Annotated in this window: 14 protein-coding genes and 1 pseudogene; 8 read left to right on the forward strand and 7 right to left on the reverse strand. The window is 63.1% G+C overall.

Annotation, left to right across the window (positions count from 1 at the left end; genetic code table 11):
* The first annotated feature begins 161 nt into the window (after positions 1–161).
* Positions 162–967 (forward strand): IS5 family transposase gene (locus tag FV222_RS04485; RefSeq protein ID WP_147813166.1). Its coding sequence is split into 2 segments (ribosomal slippage): positions 162–498 and positions 498–967, totalling 807 coding nucleotides; the frame shifts between segments, so codons are not numbered across the junction.
* Positions 968–997: 30 nt separating this feature from the next.
* Here FV222_RS04485 and FV222_RS04490 read toward each other — a convergent pair.
* The 3 genes from FV222_RS04490 to FV222_RS04500 all read right to left on the reverse strand — a co-directional run bounded on the left by FV222_RS04490 (position 998) and on the right by FV222_RS04500 (position 5166).
* On the reverse strand, positions 998–1990 hold the full coding sequence (locus FV222_RS04490) for a sterol desaturase family protein (RefSeq protein ID WP_147813168.1): 993 nt from the start codon (positions 1988–1990) through the stop codon (positions 998–1000).
* 109 nt (positions 1991–2099) lie between these two features.
* Positions 2100–2999 carry a WecB/TagA/CpsF family glycosyltransferase gene (locus FV222_RS04495; RefSeq protein WP_147813170.1) on the reverse strand — a complete coding sequence of 300 codons (900 nt, stop codon included), beginning with the start codon at positions 2997–2999 and terminating at the stop codon, positions 2100–2102.
* Entirely contained in the window at positions 2992–5166 is a 2175-nt protein-coding gene (locus FV222_RS04500; RefSeq protein WP_147813172.1) for a polysaccharide biosynthesis tyrosine autokinase, read from the reverse strand. Before FV222_RS04500 ends, FV222_RS04495 begins: the two co-directional genes overlap by 8 nt.
* 552 nt (positions 5167–5718) lie before the next feature.
* Between FV222_RS04500 and FV222_RS04505 the strand changes: the two genes are divergently transcribed.
* Positions 5719–7077: an O-antigen ligase family protein gene (locus FV222_RS04505; RefSeq protein WP_147813174.1), complete on the forward strand. Its 1359-nt coding sequence runs from the start codon at positions 5719–5721 to the stop codon at positions 7075–7077.
* 62 nt (positions 7078–7139) lie between these two features.
* The gene (locus FV222_RS04510; protein ID WP_246685327.1) at positions 7140–8150 is read left to right on the forward strand and encodes a cellulase family glycosylhydrolase; all 1011 of its coding nucleotides are present in this window, start codon (positions 7140–7142) and stop codon (positions 8148–8150) included.
* A gap of 320 nt (positions 8151–8470) precedes the next feature.
* Here the strand turns inward: FV222_RS04510 and FV222_RS04515 are convergent.
* Positions 8471–9426 (reverse strand): IS630 family transposase gene (locus FV222_RS04515; RefSeq protein ID WP_147813176.1). Its coding sequence is split into 2 segments (ribosomal slippage): positions 8471–9075 and positions 9075–9426, totalling 957 coding nucleotides; the frame shifts between segments, so codons are not numbered across the junction.
* A 447-nt stretch (positions 9427–9873) separates the two neighbouring features.
* Here FV222_RS04515 and FV222_RS04520 point away from each other — a divergent pair.
* The 3 genes from FV222_RS04520 to FV222_RS04530 all read left to right on the forward strand — a co-directional run bounded on the left by FV222_RS04520 (position 9874) and on the right by FV222_RS04530 (position 13885).
* The gene (locus FV222_RS04520; RefSeq protein ID WP_187277215.1) at positions 9874–11157 is read left to right on the forward strand and encodes a hypothetical protein; all 1284 of its coding nucleotides are present in this window, start codon (positions 9874–9876) and stop codon (positions 11155–11157) included.
* Between the two features lie 68 nt (positions 11158–11225).
* Entirely contained in the window at positions 11226–12344 is a 1119-nt protein-coding gene (locus FV222_RS04525; RefSeq protein WP_281406869.1) for a glycosyltransferase family 4 protein, read from the forward strand.
* A complete protein-coding gene (locus FV222_RS04530; RefSeq protein ID WP_147813182.1) occupies positions 12341–13885 on the forward strand; it encodes a hypothetical protein in 1545 nt (514 codons plus the stop codon). Before FV222_RS04525 ends, FV222_RS04530 begins: the two co-directional genes overlap by 4 nt.
* Before the next feature lie 214 nt (positions 13886–14099).
* Here the strand turns inward: FV222_RS04530 and FV222_RS04535 are convergent, their stop codons facing one another.
* Positions 14100–14297: a hypothetical protein gene (locus tag FV222_RS04535; protein WP_147813184.1), complete on the reverse strand. Its 198-nt coding sequence runs from the start codon at positions 14295–14297 to the stop codon at positions 14100–14102.
* 292 nt (positions 14298–14589) lie between these two features.
* Here FV222_RS04535 and FV222_RS04540 point away from each other — a divergent pair, with 292 nt between their 5' ends.
* Positions 14590–15120, forward strand: coding sequence for a hypothetical protein (locus FV222_RS04540; RefSeq protein ID WP_210248450.1), 531 nt, complete (start codon positions 14590–14592; stop codon positions 15118–15120).
* A gap of 465 nt (positions 15121–15585) precedes the next feature.
* Here the strand turns inward: FV222_RS04540 and FV222_RS04545 are convergent, their stop codons facing one another.
* The gene (locus tag FV222_RS04545; protein WP_147813186.1) at positions 15586–16353 is read right to left on the reverse strand and encodes an NAD kinase; all 768 of its coding nucleotides are present in this window, start codon (positions 16351–16353) and stop codon (positions 15586–15588) included.
* Between the two features lie 88 nt (positions 16354–16441).
* Here FV222_RS04545 and cutA point away from each other — a divergent pair.
* Positions 16442–16773, forward strand: a pseudogene (gene cutA / locus FV222_RS04550) (divalent-cation tolerance protein CutA).
* Here cutA and FV222_RS04555 read toward each other — a convergent pair.
* The gene (locus FV222_RS04555) at positions 16752–17903 is read right to left on the reverse strand and encodes a glycosyltransferase family A protein (protein ID WP_147813188.1); all 1152 of its coding nucleotides are present in this window, start codon (positions 17901–17903) and stop codon (positions 16752–16754) included. The pseudogene cutA and the gene FV222_RS04555 sit on opposite strands and share 22 nt — an antisense overlap.
* Positions 17904–18118 lie beyond the last annotated feature (215 nt).

Raw genomic sequence — 18118 nt, forward strand, 5'->3', positions numbered from 1 at the left:
ACCCCATCATGCGGCGGCCTCGCGCCGACCGCGAAGAGAAGCGCGTGACCCGCGGGAGCGATACAGCCGGAACCCAAAAACGTCGATCAGGAGAAGCTTGCCTCACGAACCCCAATCAGAGAAGACTCTAAGAAAACCGTCGGTTGGCGCGTTGGTAGGGCATGGCGAAGTTCCTCGTTCCCGACGATCTCTGGGCGGTGATCGCGCCGCTTCTACCTCCGGCGCGGGTGCGTCCGAAGGCCGGGCGGCCACCGATCCCGGACCGGGCGGCGCTGACCGGCATCCTGTTCTTGCTGCGCACCGGTTTGCCATGGGAGTACCTGCCGCAGGAGATGGGATGCAGCTCAGGGATGTCGTGTTGGCGACGGCTGCGTGATTGGCAGAGGGCGGGCGTGCGGGCCAGCCTGCACCGCGCCTTGCTGGAGCGGCTGGACAGCGCCGGACAACTGGACTGGAGCCGTGCGGCACTCGACAGCGCCAGCCTGCCGGCGAAAAAACGGGAGCGGAGACTGGCCCGAACCCGACCGACCGGGGCAAGCCGGGCACGAAGCGCCACTTGGTCGTCGATGCCCGCGGCACGCCGCTTGGTGTTGTCCTGACCGGGGCCAACCCTCACAACAGCACCCAACTCGTCGCGACGCTCGACGCGATCCCGCCGGTGCGCTCGGATGACCGTGGACGCCCACGCCACAGGCCCGGCAAGCTGCACGCCGACAAAGCTTACGATCACCGCCGTTGCCGCCGGGAATGCCGGGCGCGCGGAATCAGGCCGCGTATCGCGCGCCGGGGCATCGAAAGCAGTCAACGCCTGGGCCGCCACCGCTGGGTCGTCGAACGTACGCTGGCGTGGCTGGCGCGATTCCGACGGCTAGCCATCCGCTACGAACGCCGCGCGGACATCCATCTCGCCTTCACGACCCTCGCCTGCGCCCTCGTCACATCCAACCAAAGCAGATGGTTTTGTTAGACGCTCTAAGTGGGCAGATTTTTGGTGACGTCATACGCTCGCATTGGGGCCCTTAAACCGCAATTTGCCTAATCTGCGTGCTTGTCGCGCCAAAAGCCGACCGATCTTCTTCAATGGCAAAATATAAAGTCCCGAGAGGGACTGGTAATCGGCGATATCTCGGTCAATCAGACCGAACTTAAATTCCTCGTCCGGCTTTGGAATATATAGAGTGCCGAAGATTCGGTCCCAGAAAGAAAACAAAAGACCAAAGTTTTTATCGTAGTGTTGTTGGGCAGTTGAATGGTGGAGTTGGTGCCAGTGCGGGCACAATATAACATTATTGATCGGCCCGAATGAGATCTTGAAATGCGTATGGCGGACGAAATCCATCATCAGAATATTGCGAATTATGTATACGTTAATGCCGAACACAGTGATCTCGACGGGATCGAGAGCGATGAGCGACCATATTCCGAAACAGATGCCGGGAATTACCCCGTCCCAGGCGCGGTTCATCAATTCATCGAGAGGATGCACTCGGTCCTTCGTAATCCCAATCATCACTTCCGCTGAGTGATGGACCTTGTGTAATTCCCACATGAACGGGAAGCGATGCTGGGCAGTGTGATAAAGGTAGTACGATAGGTCGTAGGCAATCAGCATGGTTCCGGTAAACAAAATTACCGTTAAAGGCCCCGGGGTACCAAAGACTGGAGCTATTATGCCGAAGATCGCCCCGAGCAGGCAGTTGGTGCCGTAGCCCACCGCCGCCACGAAGGTGATGCCCGCCGGAATGAGCAGGAACGGCATTAACGCTTTTTTGGTGATCCAGAACATCAGGTCCGCCCGTGCCGAGGGGTGCATCAGCACCTCGCGTGGGATCGCGAACTCGAAGAACTCCGACAGTGAGTACCGATCGGCGATGCGCAAATAGGCGACTAATGACGAGACAAGCGCAGTCCCGAGCAGCAGCGCAGCCGCCAAGAGGTTGCCGGACGAGACGCGCTGGATGATCCAATCCAGGTCTTGAAGAACGCTCATGGTTTGTCGACCCTATACGCCGCCACTCGCTCGGATGGTGTCACAGAACGCGATCAGACATGCTCACGGCCCTGCCGCGGTCTAAAGAAATTGCGCCTTATCGCCGCTTTCAATCCCCCCGGCGCAGCAAAAGATACAGCGCATGTGGGCTGGTTGTCAGGTAGCGCAGCATCAAGCGGTCCGGCTCTTGCCAAGCTCGGAAAACCCATTCCAGGCCGGCCTGTTGCATCCAGTTGGGCGCCCGCCGTTGCGCGCCCGATAGAAAGTCGAACAGGCCGCCCGACGTCTTGATCACTCCGACGCCGGCCAAGGCTTCTCGCCACCGGAGGGCGAAACGCTGCTCGCGGGGGACGCCCATCCCGATCCACAATATGTCGGGCTGCGCCTGCGCTATCCGACGGACCTGCTCCTCCGCTCCAGCTTCGTCGAGGTATCCATGATGGGCGCCAACTAGTTCAAGATCGGGATAAATGCGCCGGACATTGGCCGAGGCCAAGTCCATTCCTGCATCGGTTGAGCCAAGTAGGTAAAAGCTGATGCGGCGCCGCACCGCCACCTGCGCCACGGAATGAAATAGATCGGTTGTCGCCACTCGCTCAGGTAGCCGCGGCGTCCGACGCTGGAGATACGACGCGAAGACCAATGGCATTCCGTCTGCGTGACACAAGTCGCAGGCGTCGAACATGCGCCTAACCTCCCGGTCGCGGGCGCAGAGGGACAACACCTGCCCGTTGGCCGACGTGACAATCGCCGGCGGCTTGAACGCACCGCGCCGGCTTAAGGCGAGATTGACCAGCATGTCCGCAGCCGTCGCGCAGTCGGTGATTGCGATTGGCAACCCCCCGAGGATCACCTGCGGCACCGCGGCAATCAGTGGGTCCACTAATGGGTCAATAAACGCCTTGCCGAGATTGACCACACTGCCCGATGGCGTGTCCGGCCGCGCTCGCTCCGTGCTCTCGCAGGCAAGCGACACCGCCGCCGCGGGTTCTGCCTTGTGATCAAGCATAACGGTGGAAAGCCTTAGTATCGACCTTGTTGAAGACGATGCCACCGATATTGCCGGGGGCATCGCTCATAAGATCGACGGCGGTGCGGACGTTGCCGCGGCTCGTCTGACCCCATGCGACGACCAGCGCGGACTGGTCGGCATGGGAGAGCAGCAGTTTCCCCTCGACACCCTGTAATAGAGACGGTCCGTCAAGGACAATCAGATCGAAGCGACGGCGGAGGTCAGCGATCGCCCGGCCGAGAGCCGGACCGAAGAACAGTTCAGTGGCCTCGAGATCGTTTCGGGCCATGCCGACTGGCAGGAAGCTCACCGAGTTAAGCGTGCCCTGATGAATGAAGCGGCCAGGATCGAACGAGCGGCCGAGAGCATCAAGGAGCCCCGGGCTGTTCATCGCCTGCCGAGCGCGCGTCAGTCGCGGGTTGCGCGTATCGATGTCGACGAGGAGCACGTTGCGTCCTTGGCGCGCGAAGGCTTCCGCGAGGTGCTCCGCCACGGTCGACTTCCCCTCGCCGGCCACCGCCGAAGTCACCAGCAACGTACTACCGGCTTGCGTCTGGACACCGGCAGAGAACGGCAGCGCAAGCATACGGATCGCATCGCTGAATCGCGTGTCCTGGCGGCCGTCGCTGATCAAGCGAACGCCACCGAGACCGAGTTGCGCTGAGGGAACGCGGGGCAGAACACCGATGAGTGGCACACCGAGTCCACGTTGCACGTCACCGGAGGCCCGCAAGCCCGGCGCCATTGCATCGGTGGCCGCCGCAGTGCCAAGCCCTAGACCGAGGCCGCCGATCAAGCCGAGACCGAGCAGGAGCATCGTCTTCGGGGAACTCGCCTTCAACGGTGCGGCGGCTGGCGTGAGGATCCGTGCATCGGCGCTTTGCAGGCCCTGCTGTTCGCTGGTCTCCTTCTGCCGGACCAGGTATTGCTCTAGTATCACCTTGCTCGCCTGCGCCTCGCGCTCCAGTTCCGCCAGGCGGACGCGGGCTTGCCCGATCTGCCCTGCCTGCCGCTTCAAGCGGTCGAGTTGGGAGGTCAGGGTACGTTCGCGGCTGTTCGCCGATTCGAATTCATTGCGCAAACCCTTGGTGAGGCGAGCGATCTCGGCTTGAATCTGCGTTGCGACGTTGCGCGATTGCGCCTCCGCCGTGCTGACTGCGGGGTGGCGCGGCCCAAGATTGTTCCGAAGCTCGGCGAGTTGTGCCCCGATCTGTGCATACTGATTGCGTAGATTGGTCACGACCGTCGACTGAAGCGATTCCGCAAGTGTTCCGCCGCCATCGGCGCTGGCCATCGCCCGCTTAGCCTGATCAAGGCGGGCCGAGGCCTCTGTGCTGCGGGCGCGCACCTGTGCCAGTTGCTGGCTCTGCTCAGCGACCTCGCGATCCAAAAGAGTTAGGCCAGCGCCGATATCGACGATGTCATTCTGATTCTTGAATGTCGAGACGGCGCGTTCGGCATCCCTTGCCCGCTTCCGCAGGTCATCGAGCCGCGCATCCAGCATCCCCGCCGCGCCTTTGGCGGCATCGAGCTTCACAGCTTGCTGATCTGCGAGATAGGCCGTCGCGAGGGCGTTGGCGACCTCAGCCGCGGTATGGGCCGAACCCGAATCATAAGTGATTTCGAGAACGTAGGTAAGGCCACGGCGGCGCACATGCAGGCGCTCGCCGAAGCCTGCTAGAATGCGCTGTGCTCGGTCTTCCACGCTGATTGGTGCCGTCGCGATGCCGAGCCGCTCACGCACCGACGACATCGCCATACTAACCATTGACCGCTCGATCAGCTCACCGGAACGGTCGAGGCCAAGGGTGGCAACAACCCTTTTGGCCAGAGTCGAGGATTCAAGGACCTCAACCTGACTTTCCACGGCCGCCACATCACTGCCGATGCCGCTGAGCACAGATTCCGCCGCGGCCACCTTCTGGGTACGCGGGTCGACGATTAGGACCGCGACGCCGGTATAAGTCTTGGGCACAACCAAGATCGCAAGCCCGGCAAGCGCGGTGCAAAAACACGCAACAGCAAGGACCAGCCGTCCACGGCGCGCCAGGAAGTGCCGCGCCGCCTCGACGGAAAACAGCACGTCTGGCCGATCGGCTTGGACATCGCGGTAAGACGGCATCACCTGTGGAATACCCGGCAGGGGATAGTGGCGTTCGGTCATCCGATCTCGGTTCCGTCCGCAGCATTCGTCCTATGTTTGGACGAAAGCAAAGCGGCCTCTCAACCAACCAGCTGTAGGCGAAGAAACTTTAATATGGCGTTCTATCGAACCCGTCAACGTGCCGTATAGACTGATCCTCAACGTTTTAGGTAAACCAATCCTACTACTTAAAGAGTACGTAGGAGGCTGGAGCAGCTTGCCTGGAGCGGACATTCGCGCGATGCCGAACAACACGTTTAAAACTGGCAACAGTGTCGCAGACTGTCGTAGCCAGTTACGCATTGCTGCCGCGTCACGCGGCGAAGATAGCTACCCGGCGTCATCTCGGCACCGCGACCTACATCTCGGGATCGATCGCTGTTGGTTAAGATATTGCCTAATCGCCCCGCGGAGTGTCAGCATGCCCATCGAAGCGAGCGCACAATTTCGGCAATAGAAGCGTTTGTTACCTTGTGCCGACTACCACCTGGAGCTCGTCGTTATGATACGACGTTCCACTCTCAGGATCGCTGTGGCCTAGTCCTGTTTCGCATAGCCGCGGATGGTTAATTCATGAATCAATCATCCGTATGGGCGATGGCGGCTTCGAATGGAGCGAGCAGAAGGCAGGACGCGACGCATCGCCTTGCTATTGGCGTCATAAAAGTCTCGCTTACCGTCGCTGCGACGGTGGGTGTCGGCAATTATTCAGATCTGCTCGTCCCGAAGGCGTTCGCCATCGTACAGCAATACCTCTCTTTGATCGCTTGGAGTGTCGCGATACTCGCGAGCTTTAAAGTTCGGATAGCGCTTCGACCGGCGCCCGTGATTGATCTTGCGTTGGCGTGCGCCTTCATCAGTCTCGCTGCTGGCTCAGTATTGTGGTCCGAGCTTCTATTAGCCAGCATCCTGAAAAGTCTTGCTCTCGTCATCACAACGTATAGCGCCTACCGAATGGCGCTCTGCTTGTCCATCCGAGATGCCGTCGGATGCGTCACCCTTGGTCTTGTACTACAATCCATCGCTTCACTCATCCTCGTCTTTGCCTTTCCGAAGATTGGTATCGTCCAGGTCTGGATGCATAACGGGCAGTGGTCCGGCCTATTCGAGTCGAAGCAATCCCTGGGGACGATCGCTACTTTCCTAATCTTCTTTTCGGGCTATCGCCTACTTGCTGGCGGCCGGTGGGTGCCATTCCTGACCACGTTCGGCATGGCTGCGGCCTGCTCCATCGGCTCCGGATCCCGCGGCGGTGCTGCAACGGCCCTCGCGGCAATCGCGATACTTTATCTAACCAGCCGATCCAGGCGTCTGACTGCGCTGTTGGCGCTCAGTCCCGTTGTGATGATCACGCTTGCCTATGGGTTGCTTTGGCACCTCTACATCACCGACAAACCCTATTATGTTTTCGGTGGAGAGCGTATCGATCTTACAGAACGGACCTTCATCTGGCATCACGGCTTGCATCGCTTTGACGAAGCGCCGTTTTTTGGATTTGGAATCAACGGATTTTGGTCCGATAGCTGGATTAGCTACGCGTTTGAGCGGGAGCATGGCTGGCTACTTGATAATTTTCACAGCGGCTATCTGACGATCTTAATGGAGACAGGCCTGGTCGGAGCCCTGTTATTTGGCACTTGGTTCGCGTTTTTTGGCTTAAGGATGGTCTTCGTACCACGATCTCGCACGCTTTCAGAAACCGATGCTCGGCTAATCATTAGTTACATAGTTATGATGTTTTTGTTTGATTTTACGGAAACTTTCTTTCTACGATCTACAAACGTCGTTACGGCATTCATGATGATATTGTATTTTAAAAGCACATTATTTGCGAGTGTAGACAGGTTGTTTCCGTTACATAGAGGCAAATTTCGGCGCGAGCATCCGGTTAGCAAAGGCATGTCAGTTGGATTGAAGGGCTTTGAAGTGTGATGAGTAAGATAATGAGTGATTTGGTGCGGAAGTTCAGGGCTACGAGCTTGTTATATTTGCTCATGATCGCAGTGCTTTTTCCGGTACTCGTCGTAACGTGGGGCTCTGCCCCAGCTGATGCAGCCGATCCCGCCGACGCGATTGCCATGCGCATGGGGCCCGGGGTCAACATTCTCGGATACGACGGGGTTTGGGAGGGTGGCACCGACGCCCCTTTCCGCCGGCGCTATTTTCGTATGATTGCACAGGCTGGGTTCCGCCATGTCCGTATCAATCTCTATGCCTTTAAATACTTGGATGCAGCCAATCAGCTAGATCCCGCGCTGCTTCGTCGGCTCGATTGGGTACTCGAACAGACCATCGCTGCCGGTCTTATCCCGGTTATTGACGAGCACGACTTCGAGATCTGTCAGGCAGATGCCCACTCTTGTACTACGAAACTAAAGGCGTTCTGGAATCAGGTCGTCGCCCGCTACGGTAGCCGCTATCCGGAGGCGGTGTACGAAATCTTGAACGAGCCTGGGGGTAACATCAACCAGGCGACTTGGAACAGCATCGTCGCAGATACTCTCGCGATCATTCGCAAGGCCAGCCCGCACCGTACAGTCATCGTCGCGGCACTAAATACGGAAGCGCCGCTTGCTGACAGACTCCCGACTTTGCCGGACACCGACCGAAATTTGATCGTAACGGTGCATTACTATGCACCGATGCAGTTCACCCATCAGGGCGCACCCTGGTCACCGGAGTTTCGGTCGAAGAGTCCGGTCGGGTGGGGCAGCATGGCGGACAGGCTTAGAATGTCTGCCGATCTAGAGCAGGTCGGCGCCTGGGCGCGGGCAGTGCGCCGTCCGATTTATCTTGGCGAATTCGGGGTGTATGACGCGGCACCGGCCTCGGACCGGGCTCGCTACGTCGGCTCCATCGCCGCGACGGCATACCGACTTGGATGGCCGTTTGCCTATTGGCAGTTCGACCACGACTTCGCTCTCTACGATACCGTACGCGAGCGTTGGAACGAGCCGGTGCTTCGCAAACTCGTGCCGCGGGGAGTTATCAAACGGGGCGAATGAGTTCTTGCGACCTGATGGCACTGTCATAAATACGCACGGAAGGCTTACCCCTCGAAATAGTAGCTCAATAATTCAATATAAAATTTGAATTGTCTTCATTGCAGGGTCACAGTTGGTGCCGATTGTCCCTCTGTATTTACATAACTCCATAATAATTCAAGCGATTAATTTAGTTTTTGTCGGAGCTGCTTTTAGAAGCCGACTAATACCTGCAGGATGACCGGCAGGGGATCGTGGCGTTCGGTCATCCAATGCGTGTTCCGTCCGCGGCGTTCGCCCGGTGTGTCAAAGAACGCAAAGCCGCCTAGAGCCGTTGCCGGTCATATTGGGTCGAAGGCATCGTATCCAGCGGCGGCGACGTAGTTTCGGCATTCGTGCGGGCGGAAGGCCTTGAAGGCTTCTCGGATGGCGGTCCAGAGGTCTGGGACGGTGCGCGCGGCCGCCGTTCGCAGAATGGCCTTCAGTTTGGCGAAGGCTTGCTCGATCGGGTTGAAGTCCGGGCTGTAGGCTGGGAGATAAAGGAGGCGGGCACCCGCCGCTTCGATGGTCTCCCTCACTCCGGCCACCTTGTGGACGCTCAGGTTGTCGAGGATGACCGTATCGCCACGCTTCAGCACGGGGACCAGCGTGTCGGAGACGTAAGTCAGGAAGCGCTCGCCGCTCGTCGCTCCGTCGAACAAGGTGGTGGCGACGAGGCCGCTCGTGCGCAGGGCGGCGGTGACGGTGGTGGTCTTGTAGTGCCCGTGCGGAGCGGAGATGCGGCAGCGCTCGCCCCGTGGGGATCGGCCATAGGGCCGCACCATGTTCGTCGCGGCCGCCGTCTCGTCGATGAAGACGAGACTGTCCGGATCGAGATCGAGTTGGCCGTCGAGCCAAGCGTCCCGGGCCGCCCTCACGTCCTCGCGCTGCTGCTCGTCTGCGTGAAGAGCCCCTTTTTACGGGTGATGCCGTGGCGACCGAAGAACCGCCACAGCCCGCTCGTGCTGGTTCGGACACCCTGCTCGGCCAGCCTGTCGCGTAGTTCCCGCAGGAAGATCTGCGGATGTTCGCGGCAGATCTCCAGGATCGTCTCGGCATGAGCCTCGATGGCGGGCGGGGACCGGTCGCCGCCCGCGGGCTTGGGGACGATCTCGCCCGCGTCCCGGAAGCGCGCGTGCCACCGGATCGCGCTGGCCTTCCCGACACCGAAGCGCTCGGCCGCTTGCCGGCGCGACGATCCCGCTTCAACCGCTTCGATGACTCGCTCACGCAGATCGACCGACAGAGATGACGGCATGGCGCTCCCCTTCGAAAGCGCACCATCGAATCAGACCGCGCCCCTCACCGCCACCCCCGACTCAATCCAGCAGGGAACGGCTCTAACGAGCAATCGCCAATACGCTGAGAGAATTTTAAACGGCTCATTATCGCACCCGCCAACGTACCGCTTAGAATAATCTTTAACATTTTAGGTAAACTAATTCTGCCAACAACGAGTACGTAGGCCGCTGGATCGGCCTGCCTGGGGTGGACATCTGCGTGATATCGGACAACACGCTCTAGACCTTCAATCAGCGAGATGCCGGATACAGCCCCCGGCCGATGCGCTGCCTCATGCACAGGGACGGGTGATGATCATGCACGCGCTCGCTCTGTCCACTTCCCAGCGTCGTACGCGATGAGGGTCGGTGTCGTCGCTATCGATCACATCAATAATATCTTCCGTCGCCCAGGCCTGCGCGACGTGGCACTCGCTCTCGGGCTCAAGGTCGGCGGTTCGGCGCTCGCATTTGCCATGCTGACATTGGCCGGCCGCGCAATGGGCCTGCACGAGTTCGGGGTCTTCGCGTACTGGTTTAGCATCCTGTCGTTCGCCTCCGCCGCCGTCCTGCTCGGTCAAGAAGCCGTGATCATGGTTGAATGGCAGCGGGCGCTGTCGGCCGGCGGCGTGCGGGCGGCTCGCGCGGTACTGCAGCGCTCGTCCAAGACCATCCTGCTCGCCGGGATCTTCGGCGGTGCGGCCACCACCTTCATCGCTCATCTGACTGGCGCAGCATGGACGTTTTGCATGCTGGTGGGCCTCTTCGCGGCGCTGCTCCCCCTGCTGGTCTACGGCACCCACGTAGCTCGGGTGGTCGCGGGAATTTTGCAGGGGGACGGGCATTTCGAGGTGACATGGCGCCTGTTCCCAACGGCGGGCGCCGCTGTCGCGTTGCTGGCCGGATTGTCGTTCCACGCCGAAACGTTCTTCGCTTACGCCTGCTTCGGGTTGACCGTCGCTCTTGCGGTGCAGGTAATCAGCATCGCGAGAGCAGTGCGCGGCATGCCGACATCGATTCTCGATGACACCGGTGTAGCGTACGAAGGCGACACGCGGGACTGGGCTGCGCGATCCACGCGGCTCTGGCTCGGCGGCGTGCTTGACGCCGCTAACCAATACGTCGAGATCTGCGTGATCGGGCTACTACTCAGCCCGATCGAAGCCGGGCTCTATTACGCAGCGGCTCGGATCGCGGCCCTTTTCTCCATCATCGCTGCGGGACTGCACGTCTACGCGAGCCGGGAAATCGCCCAACACGCAGCCCGTCCGCGGGGTTCGGAGATGCGCGGCGCACTTCGGCTCGTGGCCGGCGTCACGGTTCTGACGGTCGCCGGTGGCATCCTCCTCGTTGGTGGCGGCGGGCGGACGCTCCTGACACTATTCGGTCCGACCTTTGAGGCAGCCTACCTGCCCCTCGTAACGCTGACTGTTGGCGTCGCGGCCATCGCCGTCGCCGGGCCGGTTCCTGCGCTCTTGCGGCTGACGGGGCACGAAGGTGTCCACGCCCGCATCGCCGGCGCATGCGCTCTCCTGCGCTGCGTCTCCGTGGCGATCGGAGCCATGGCCTACGGTCTTGAAGCGGCGACGATCGCAAGCGCCCTATGTTCCGTGGTCTGCGCTATTGTCCTCACGCGGGCCTGCCGACGCCATGTCGCCATCGATCCGTCCGTGTTCATCCTGATTAGCGGACAGGGACGGACGCCATGACTTCTTACGCAACTCAGACTCGGTCGGATCCACTTTCCCCGGCGGCTCCGCGAGAGGGGCCAACTGTCCTGTTCCTCCAGCCCCAGGCGGAGAATGCGGGGGCGCAGGCCATCGCGAGGATGCTGGCTGCGGGTCTCACAGCCCGGGGTTACAAGACGCCGCAGCTATTCTTCTACCGCAAGACCGCCGCCTTCGATGGCGAGGAGGGGGTAAACTTCAGCGCGCAGGACAGGCCGGGCACGCCGTTCGCATTCCTACGTTTCTTCTTCGGTCTCGTCGGTGCGATCCGCCGCGCTAAACCTGACGCGGTGTTGTGCTTTCAGCATTATGGCAACATCATAGGGGCCGCTGCGGCGAGGCTGGCCGGTATCCCCGTAGTTATCGCCAACCAGAACTCCGCCCGCGACACCACTCCGCTCGCTGCACGCCGCATAGACCAATGGCTCGGCGGCCTCGGGCTCTATAGTCGGATCGTAGTTAACTCGCACGATTCGGCCCGCGACCTTGCCGGCTACCCATCGCGCTACCGCGCCCGCATCGCGCATATCGACCACGGCTTCGTCGGTCGGGGTAGTGCCGTGACACAGGCCGCGGCGCGGGCGCGGTTCGGCTTGCCCGAGGGTTACATCCTAGGCTGCGTCGCCCGCCTACACCCACTGAAAAACCTAGACGCGGCGTTACGCCTGCTGCCGTACGACACTAACTGGCACCTCGCGCTTGCCGGCCAAGGCGCGGCGCGCGCGGAACTGGAGGCCCTGGCCGAGCAGCTCGGCTGCGGTGCACGGCTCCATTTCGTTGGTGAATTGCAACCGGAGCTGGTCGGCGACTTCCTACGCACGCTCGACGCCTTCGTTTTCCCGTCAAAAGCAGAATCCTTCGGCCTAGCGGCCGTGGAGGCGGCCCAGGCCGGCGTGCCGGTTGTGGCCAACGACCTGCCCGTCCTACGCGAGGTCCTCGCCACGGACGATGGACCCTGCGCTTTGTTCTGCGATGTCGGCGACACTGCAGCCTTCGCGGCGGCGGTGCGCCGCCTCACTGAAGAACCGGACGTAGCCAATCGGCTTGTATCCAGCGGCCGCCAGCTTGACGGTCGCTTCCCAGTCGACGCCATGGCCGACGCCTACTGCAGCCTGCTGCGCGCAGAAATCGGCGGGCACCAGTCCGACGAGGCGCCGAAACGGGCATGAGCGCCGGGCCCCTGTCTATCGTCGCCCCGGGCGGCGCTGAATGCCGCGGCAAAGTGGCGACGATCGCACTGTGCCTGCCGCGGGGGCACGTCCGGCACTGGCATCGCCGCCTTGCGGACCGTTTGTGCGAGATTGGCACGACGCCGCGCGTAGTCTGGGCGGAGCGGGACGAGCCGTCGCCCGCCGGGATGGACAGCCTGTTTGCTCTCGAACGCGCGCTGCGACCCCGCGCCATGCCGCGGCCGAGCGACCGCGTCGATCCCGCGATCCTTGCGTTGACCGATCTCGTGAGGGCGGATGGAGATGTCGTCCAGCTCGTACTTCCAGGCGCGGCCGAGGTCGCGGGTACCGGTCCGATTTGGCACGTCCTGTTCGACGGCCAGCCCGGCGAGGCCGCCCTGCTCCAGGCCTTGCTCGGCGGCGTAGCGCCCGCGGTGGAAATCGCCAACGGCGATGGTTTCGTCATCGCCCGCGCCCGGCCGTCGCTGGAGGCCGCAGCTAACCTTTGCGAAGCCTACGAGGCGGTGATGATCGGTCTTGTCGCGGCAGTCGCAATGGCAGCGACGTCGACGACACCGCCTGCGTCAATCTCGCGCCCGCCCGCCCTGCGTCGTTCACTCAGCGCCTACGCCTTGCGCCGCCTGTCGCATGGGATCGCGCGGCGCCTCTATCATCTTTGTTTCCACGCACCGCACTGGCGAACGGGCTGGCGCTTTACCCGCGGATCAACCGTCTGGGATACGGGATCCCTGGGCGGCGCGCCGTGGCGGGTGTTGGCAGATCCCGGCCACCGCTTTTTCGCCGACCCGTTCCCGTTCCGCTGGCAGGACACCACTCACCTGTTCGTTGAGGATCTCGATCATCGCACAGGGCGGGGAGCGATCTCCGTCGTCGCGTTCGGCCCGGACGGTCCGGTGGGCCCCGTCACCCCAGTGCTTGAGGAGCGCTTCCACCTCTCCTACCCGTTCATCCTGGCCCATGGCGGGCAGGTCTGGATGATCCCGGAGACTTCCGAGAACCGCACCGTCTCGCTTTACCGGGCCGATCCCTATCCGTCGCGCTGGGTGCACGACCGCGACCTGTTGACTAACATCGCGGCGAGTGACGCGACCCTTGTCCGGCATGAGGGGCAGTGGTGGATGTTCGTCACGCTCTACGGAGGCGAGGGGTCCCACTCGGACACCCTTGGCCTGTTCATGGCCGACGATCTATTCGGCCCCTGGCGGCCGCACCCGGCAAACCCTGTATTAATCGACGCTGGGTCCGCACGGCCTGCCGGCGGCATGATCGTCCGGAACGGACGATTGTGGCGCCCAGTTCAGGACTGCACGCGCCTCTACGGCGGCGGAATGGCGCTCTGCGAAGTCACCACCCTAACGGACATGCGGTTCGAACAGGTGGTCCGGGCGCGCCTCGGTCCCTGCGCTGCTTGGCCCGGGCGCAGGCTGCATACATTGAACTGTACAGGCGGCATCGAGGTGATCGACGGGTCCGCCCTATCCCCGAAACTGTTTCGCAGCGTGACGGGCGGTAACCCTTGAACGCTCGGCGGCGGGATCGTCGCGGGTCAGAGGATGTTCGTCGGTGTACGGAACACCGGCTCGACGAAGGTCTGTTCCATTAAACGCGGACGACACGCCTTGGACGATCGGGGTTATGTCTCTTATCTCTGCCGGCGATGAAACTCACGCATCGTCAGATGCCCGCGCAACTGCGTGACGGCCTTCGTCCGCCGAACACAGCAATTGGTCGAGATCAGCGCTGCTTTGGACGAGCCGTGGCGATTTTAGATCTTGTCTCGGCGATCGCTTCCTCCGCCGGCAGGAACAGATCCTTCAGAAAGAACAAGACCGCAAAGGGAAGCACAGCCAGCACAACAAGCGCCATTACGGCCAAAACGATGGGTCCCGGAGAGGCCTCCCACGCATCGATGCGCCGATCATCGAGATGCATCCTCGAAACTCCGTTTTAATCCATTCTCTGCGGAACGTTCCGCTCTGCTAACAGACGGTTAATCGTGCTCTTATTTGTCAAGAGCCGCTACGATCGGCAGCTTCAGAAAGTTACGATTGCTGTTCACAATGTCGAAATAGGGTCGGAGCGTAGTAGTGTGTAGACTTTGGGTCACACCCCACAACCGTTGGAGGCTCGGGCATCAAAGTTCCGACAACAGTTGCAGCACTGCGGCGTTGACGCGCGCCGGTCGGACACAGCCTTGAGGGAGGCACTGGGTACCGTCGGAGTCGTGACGGACGACCTGTCGTCGATGCGCGGGATCCGGGAAGTGGCCGAGCAGGTCAATCGCCTGGGCCGCTTCGATGCCGTGATACGCAACGCCGGTGTCGGCTGCCGCGAACCCCGATGGATCGAGACCGAGGACGGGCTGCCACACGTGTTTGCGGTCAACACGATTGCGCCCTACCTCCTGACCGTTCTGATCAAGCGTCCTGGGCGACTGGTCTACCTGAATTCCGGCCTTCATCACGGCGCCGGGGCCGACCTCGACGACCTGCTCAGGAGCAAGCGTCGCTGGCAGGAGGTGGCGGCCTATGCCGAGAGCAAGCTCCAAGACGTGTTGTTGGCCTTCGCTGTCGCCCGCCTCTGGCCGGACGTGCTGTCGAACGCGCTGGAGCCAGGTTGGGTGGCGAAGGCGCTTCCGACGACCTTGCCCAAGGACACCTCACGCAGGCATGTCTCGCCACGGGCGACGACGCTCTCGCGCGCTCGACAGGCCGGTACTGTTATCATCGAGCTACATGAGAGCCCGATCCGGTGACTGCGATCGAAGCGACCCAGGACGCACTCTTGATCGCGTGCGAGCGCGTTTCCGGCGTCACCTTCCCGCGTTAAGCACTGCGCCGAGCCAACTGGCTCGGCCCATAGAGGGATGCTCAGTGCCGGAACCTCGCCCGGTTCTTTGGCGCGGAGACGCCTCACAGCGAAGCCGCGATGTTTGGGCCCCGGCTATCCTGAGCGTTCGGTATTGCGGGTGAGCGCGGAAACGGCGTCCGCTTCCGGCATTTCTCACCCTGGAGCGGACTAGCGGTAATCCACCCATGCTGGCCATAGGTTTCTGCTTCACCAAATGCCCCGCAAGCGGACGCTCCCAGTTTCTGCAATGGGTCGCCGGCAGACAACGACACGGCCAAGCTGATTGTGTTTTGAACCGAGAGCATTTCCCGTCGCAGCGGTTGCCGGTTCGGCGAAAGACAATGGCGCACCGCAAAGAGAGTGAGCAGGATCAGCCGAACTGCTCGCGCAGGATGCGCTCGTCGAGGCTGTGGCCGGGGTCGTGCAGGAGCACGAGATGGGTCTCGCGGTCGAGCCAGGTGTCCACCATCGACACCCGGCGGAACTCGGTGTGGTCGGCCACCGCCGCGACGGGCCGGTGCTCGGCGTCGAGCACCTCGATGCGGATGTGGGCGTGGTCCGGCAGCAGGGCGCCGCGCCAGCGCCGGGGCCGGAACGCCGAGATCGGGGTCAACGCCAGGAGCTTGGCGCTCAGCGGCAGGATCGGGCCGCCCACCGACAGGTTGTAGGCGGTGGAGCCCGCCGCCGTCGCGGCCAGCACCCCGTCGGCGATCAGCTCGGGCAGCCGCACCTGCCCGTCGACGGAGATCTTGAGCTTGGCGGTCTGGTGGGTCTGCCGCAGCAGGTAGACCTCGTTGATCGAGCGGGCGCGGTGGCTGCGCCCCTCGGTGTCGTGCGCCTCCATCAGCAGCGGGTGGACGACGCTGCGATGGGCCGCCTCCAGGCGCTCCAGCAGCGTGTCCTCGCGGAACTCGTTCATCAGGAAGCCGACGGTGCCGCGATTCATGCCGTAGATCGGCTTCTTCGCGTCCATGAAGCGGTGGAGCACCTGCAGCATCAGGCCGTCGCCGCCGAGCGCCACCACCACGTCCGCTTCTTCCGGCGCGACGTGGTCGTAGCGCCGCATCAGGGCGGCGGCCGCCTCGCGGGCGTCGGGCGTCGGGCTCGCGACGAAGGCGACCTTGTGGAAGCGCGGCATGCGGGACCCGGGACCACCTCAGTTGACGCGGGGCCGGCGCCGGGCTCGATCGAGCGCGTGCCGCCTTCGCCGTCGGGAGAGCCATAGCATGGAGCGTCCGCTCCTCGTCTATACCACCTCCCCGATGCCGAGACGGCGCTCGCGGTCGGCGAGACGCTGGTGCGCGACGGGCTCGCGGCTTGCGTCAACGTGCGGCCCGGGATGCGCTCGGTCTACGCCTGGAAGGGCGCGGTCGCGCACGCCGACGAGGTCGTCGCGATCGTGAAGACGCGCACCGGCCTCTCGGAGACCTTGGCGGCGTCGCTGAAGGCGCGCCACCCTTACGAGACGCCGATCATCCTGCATCTGCCCCTCGCGGACGCCGACCCGGACACGACGGCCTGGATTCCGGCCGAGACTCAGGCTCCGCCGGTCGGATAGCTGCGGCCCTTCCAGACGGCCGCGCCGGCGCGCTTGCGGCGCAGCAGCACGTTCCACTGGATCGCCAGCGCGACGACCACCGCCGCCGGGTGGAGCGGGATGGTGGCGGCCGGCTCGTCCGTCACCAGGGTGATGGCGGCACGGGTCGCGAGCGAGACGGCGAGCGCGGCGAGCGCCAGGAACCAGGTCGCGCCGGAGAGGCCCACCAGCAACCCGGCGAGCACGAGCAGGGCCGGCATCACGTGGCCGAGGCCCAGCAGCGCGGTCCAGACCGGCAGCGCCACCGGCGTCGCCATGCCCTCGTGGGCGTTCTTCGAGAAGCCGGCCCAGCACTGCGGAAAGCCGGTGTACATCCGGCAGTCGGCCAGCGCATGGCCCGCGACGAGGTCGGTGCGGTGGCCGGCGGCGCGCAGCAGGCGGGGCAGCTTCACCCCGTCGTGCAGGAAGCGGCGGATGGCGCCGTGGCCGCCGATGGCCGCGTAGGCGTCGCGCCCGATCAGCAGCATCTGCCCGCAGGCCGCGCCCAAAGCCGGACGCATCGAGGCGCGCATCATCGCCACCGGAAGGTAGCCGACGAGCAGGAAGTTGATCATCGGCACGGTGAGTTTCTCGCCCAGCGTCCCCATCACCTGCCGCGGCACGGCGCTGACGAGCCCCGATCCGCTGCGGCGGGCGTGGGCGACGAGCCCGGCCGCCGCGATCGGCTTCAGCCGCACGTCGGCGTCGACGAACAGCAGGTGCGCGCCGCGCGCCTCGCCGGCCAGGTGCGCGCAGGCGTGGTTCTTGCCGGTCCAGCCCTCGGGCAGGGGCGGCACCGGCACGAGGCGCAGGCGCGGCTCGGCCAATGCGAGGCCGGCGACGATCGCGGCGGTGGCGTCGGTCGAATGGTCGTCGCCGACCAACACCTCGATCGCGACGCCGACGCTGGCGAGCGCCGCGCGCACGGTCTCGGCGATGTGGCCGGCCTCGTTGCGCGCCGGAATCAGGATCGAGACGAGGCCCGCCTCGCCGGGCTCGGGCTCGGGCTCGGGCGTGCGCAGCAGCGTCAGGTTCATCGCGGCGAGGACAGCCGGGAGGAGGGCGGCCGCCAGCGCCAGGATCGCGAGGACGAGGAGCAGAGGGTCGGCCATCAGCGACGCGCGTCCTCGGGGGGGGGCTGAGATTGCGACGGCAAGTGAGAGTGCGACTGCGATTGCGTGTGCAACGGCAAATGCGATTGAGACTGCATATGCGGTTGGATTTGCGACCGAAGCTGCGACTCGGGGTTGCCGACCGCCGCCCGGTGACCAGGCTCGAAGCGTCGCCCGCGCAGGGTCGCCGCCAGCCGGCGCCAGCCGTCGTACAG

This window comes from Methylobacterium sp. WL103 (assembly GCF_008039885.1).
GTDB classification, from domain to species: domain Bacteria; phylum Pseudomonadota; class Alphaproteobacteria; order Rhizobiales; family Beijerinckiaceae; genus Methylobacterium; species Methylobacterium cerastii.

Coding starts and splice junctions, on each gene's coding strand:
- FV222_RS04490 (WP_147813168.1), bottom strand. CDS start 1,990: ATGAGCGTTCTTCAAGACCTGGATTGGATCATCCAGCGCGTCTCGTCC.
- FV222_RS04495 (WP_147813170.1), bottom strand. CDS start 2,999: ATGCTTGATCACAAGGCAGAACCCGCGGCGGCGGTGTCGCTTGCCTGC.
- FV222_RS04500 (WP_147813172.1), bottom strand. CDS start 5,166: ATGACCGAACGCCACTATCCCCTGCCGGGTATTCCACAGGTGATGCCG.
- FV222_RS04505 (WP_147813174.1), top strand. CDS start 5,719: ATGAATCAATCATCCGTATGGGCGATGGCGGCTTCGAATGGAGCGAGC.
- FV222_RS04510 (WP_246685327.1), top strand. CDS start 7,140: ATGATCGCAGTGCTTTTTCCGGTACTCGTCGTAACGTGGGGCTCTGCC.
- FV222_RS04530 (WP_147813182.1), top strand. CDS start 12,341: ATGAGCGCCGGGCCCCTGTCTATCGTCGCCCCGGGCGGCGCTGAATGC.
- FV222_RS04535 (WP_147813184.1), bottom strand. CDS start 14,297: ATGCATCTCGATGATCGGCGCATCGATGCGTGGGAGGCCTCTCCGGGA.
- FV222_RS04545 (WP_147813186.1), bottom strand. CDS start 16,353: ATGCCGCGCTTCCACAAGGTCGCCTTCGTCGCGAGCCCGACGCCCGAC.
- FV222_RS04555 (WP_147813188.1), bottom strand. CDS start 17,903: ATGGCCGACCCTCTGCTCCTCGTCCTCGCGATCCTGGCGCTGGCGGCC.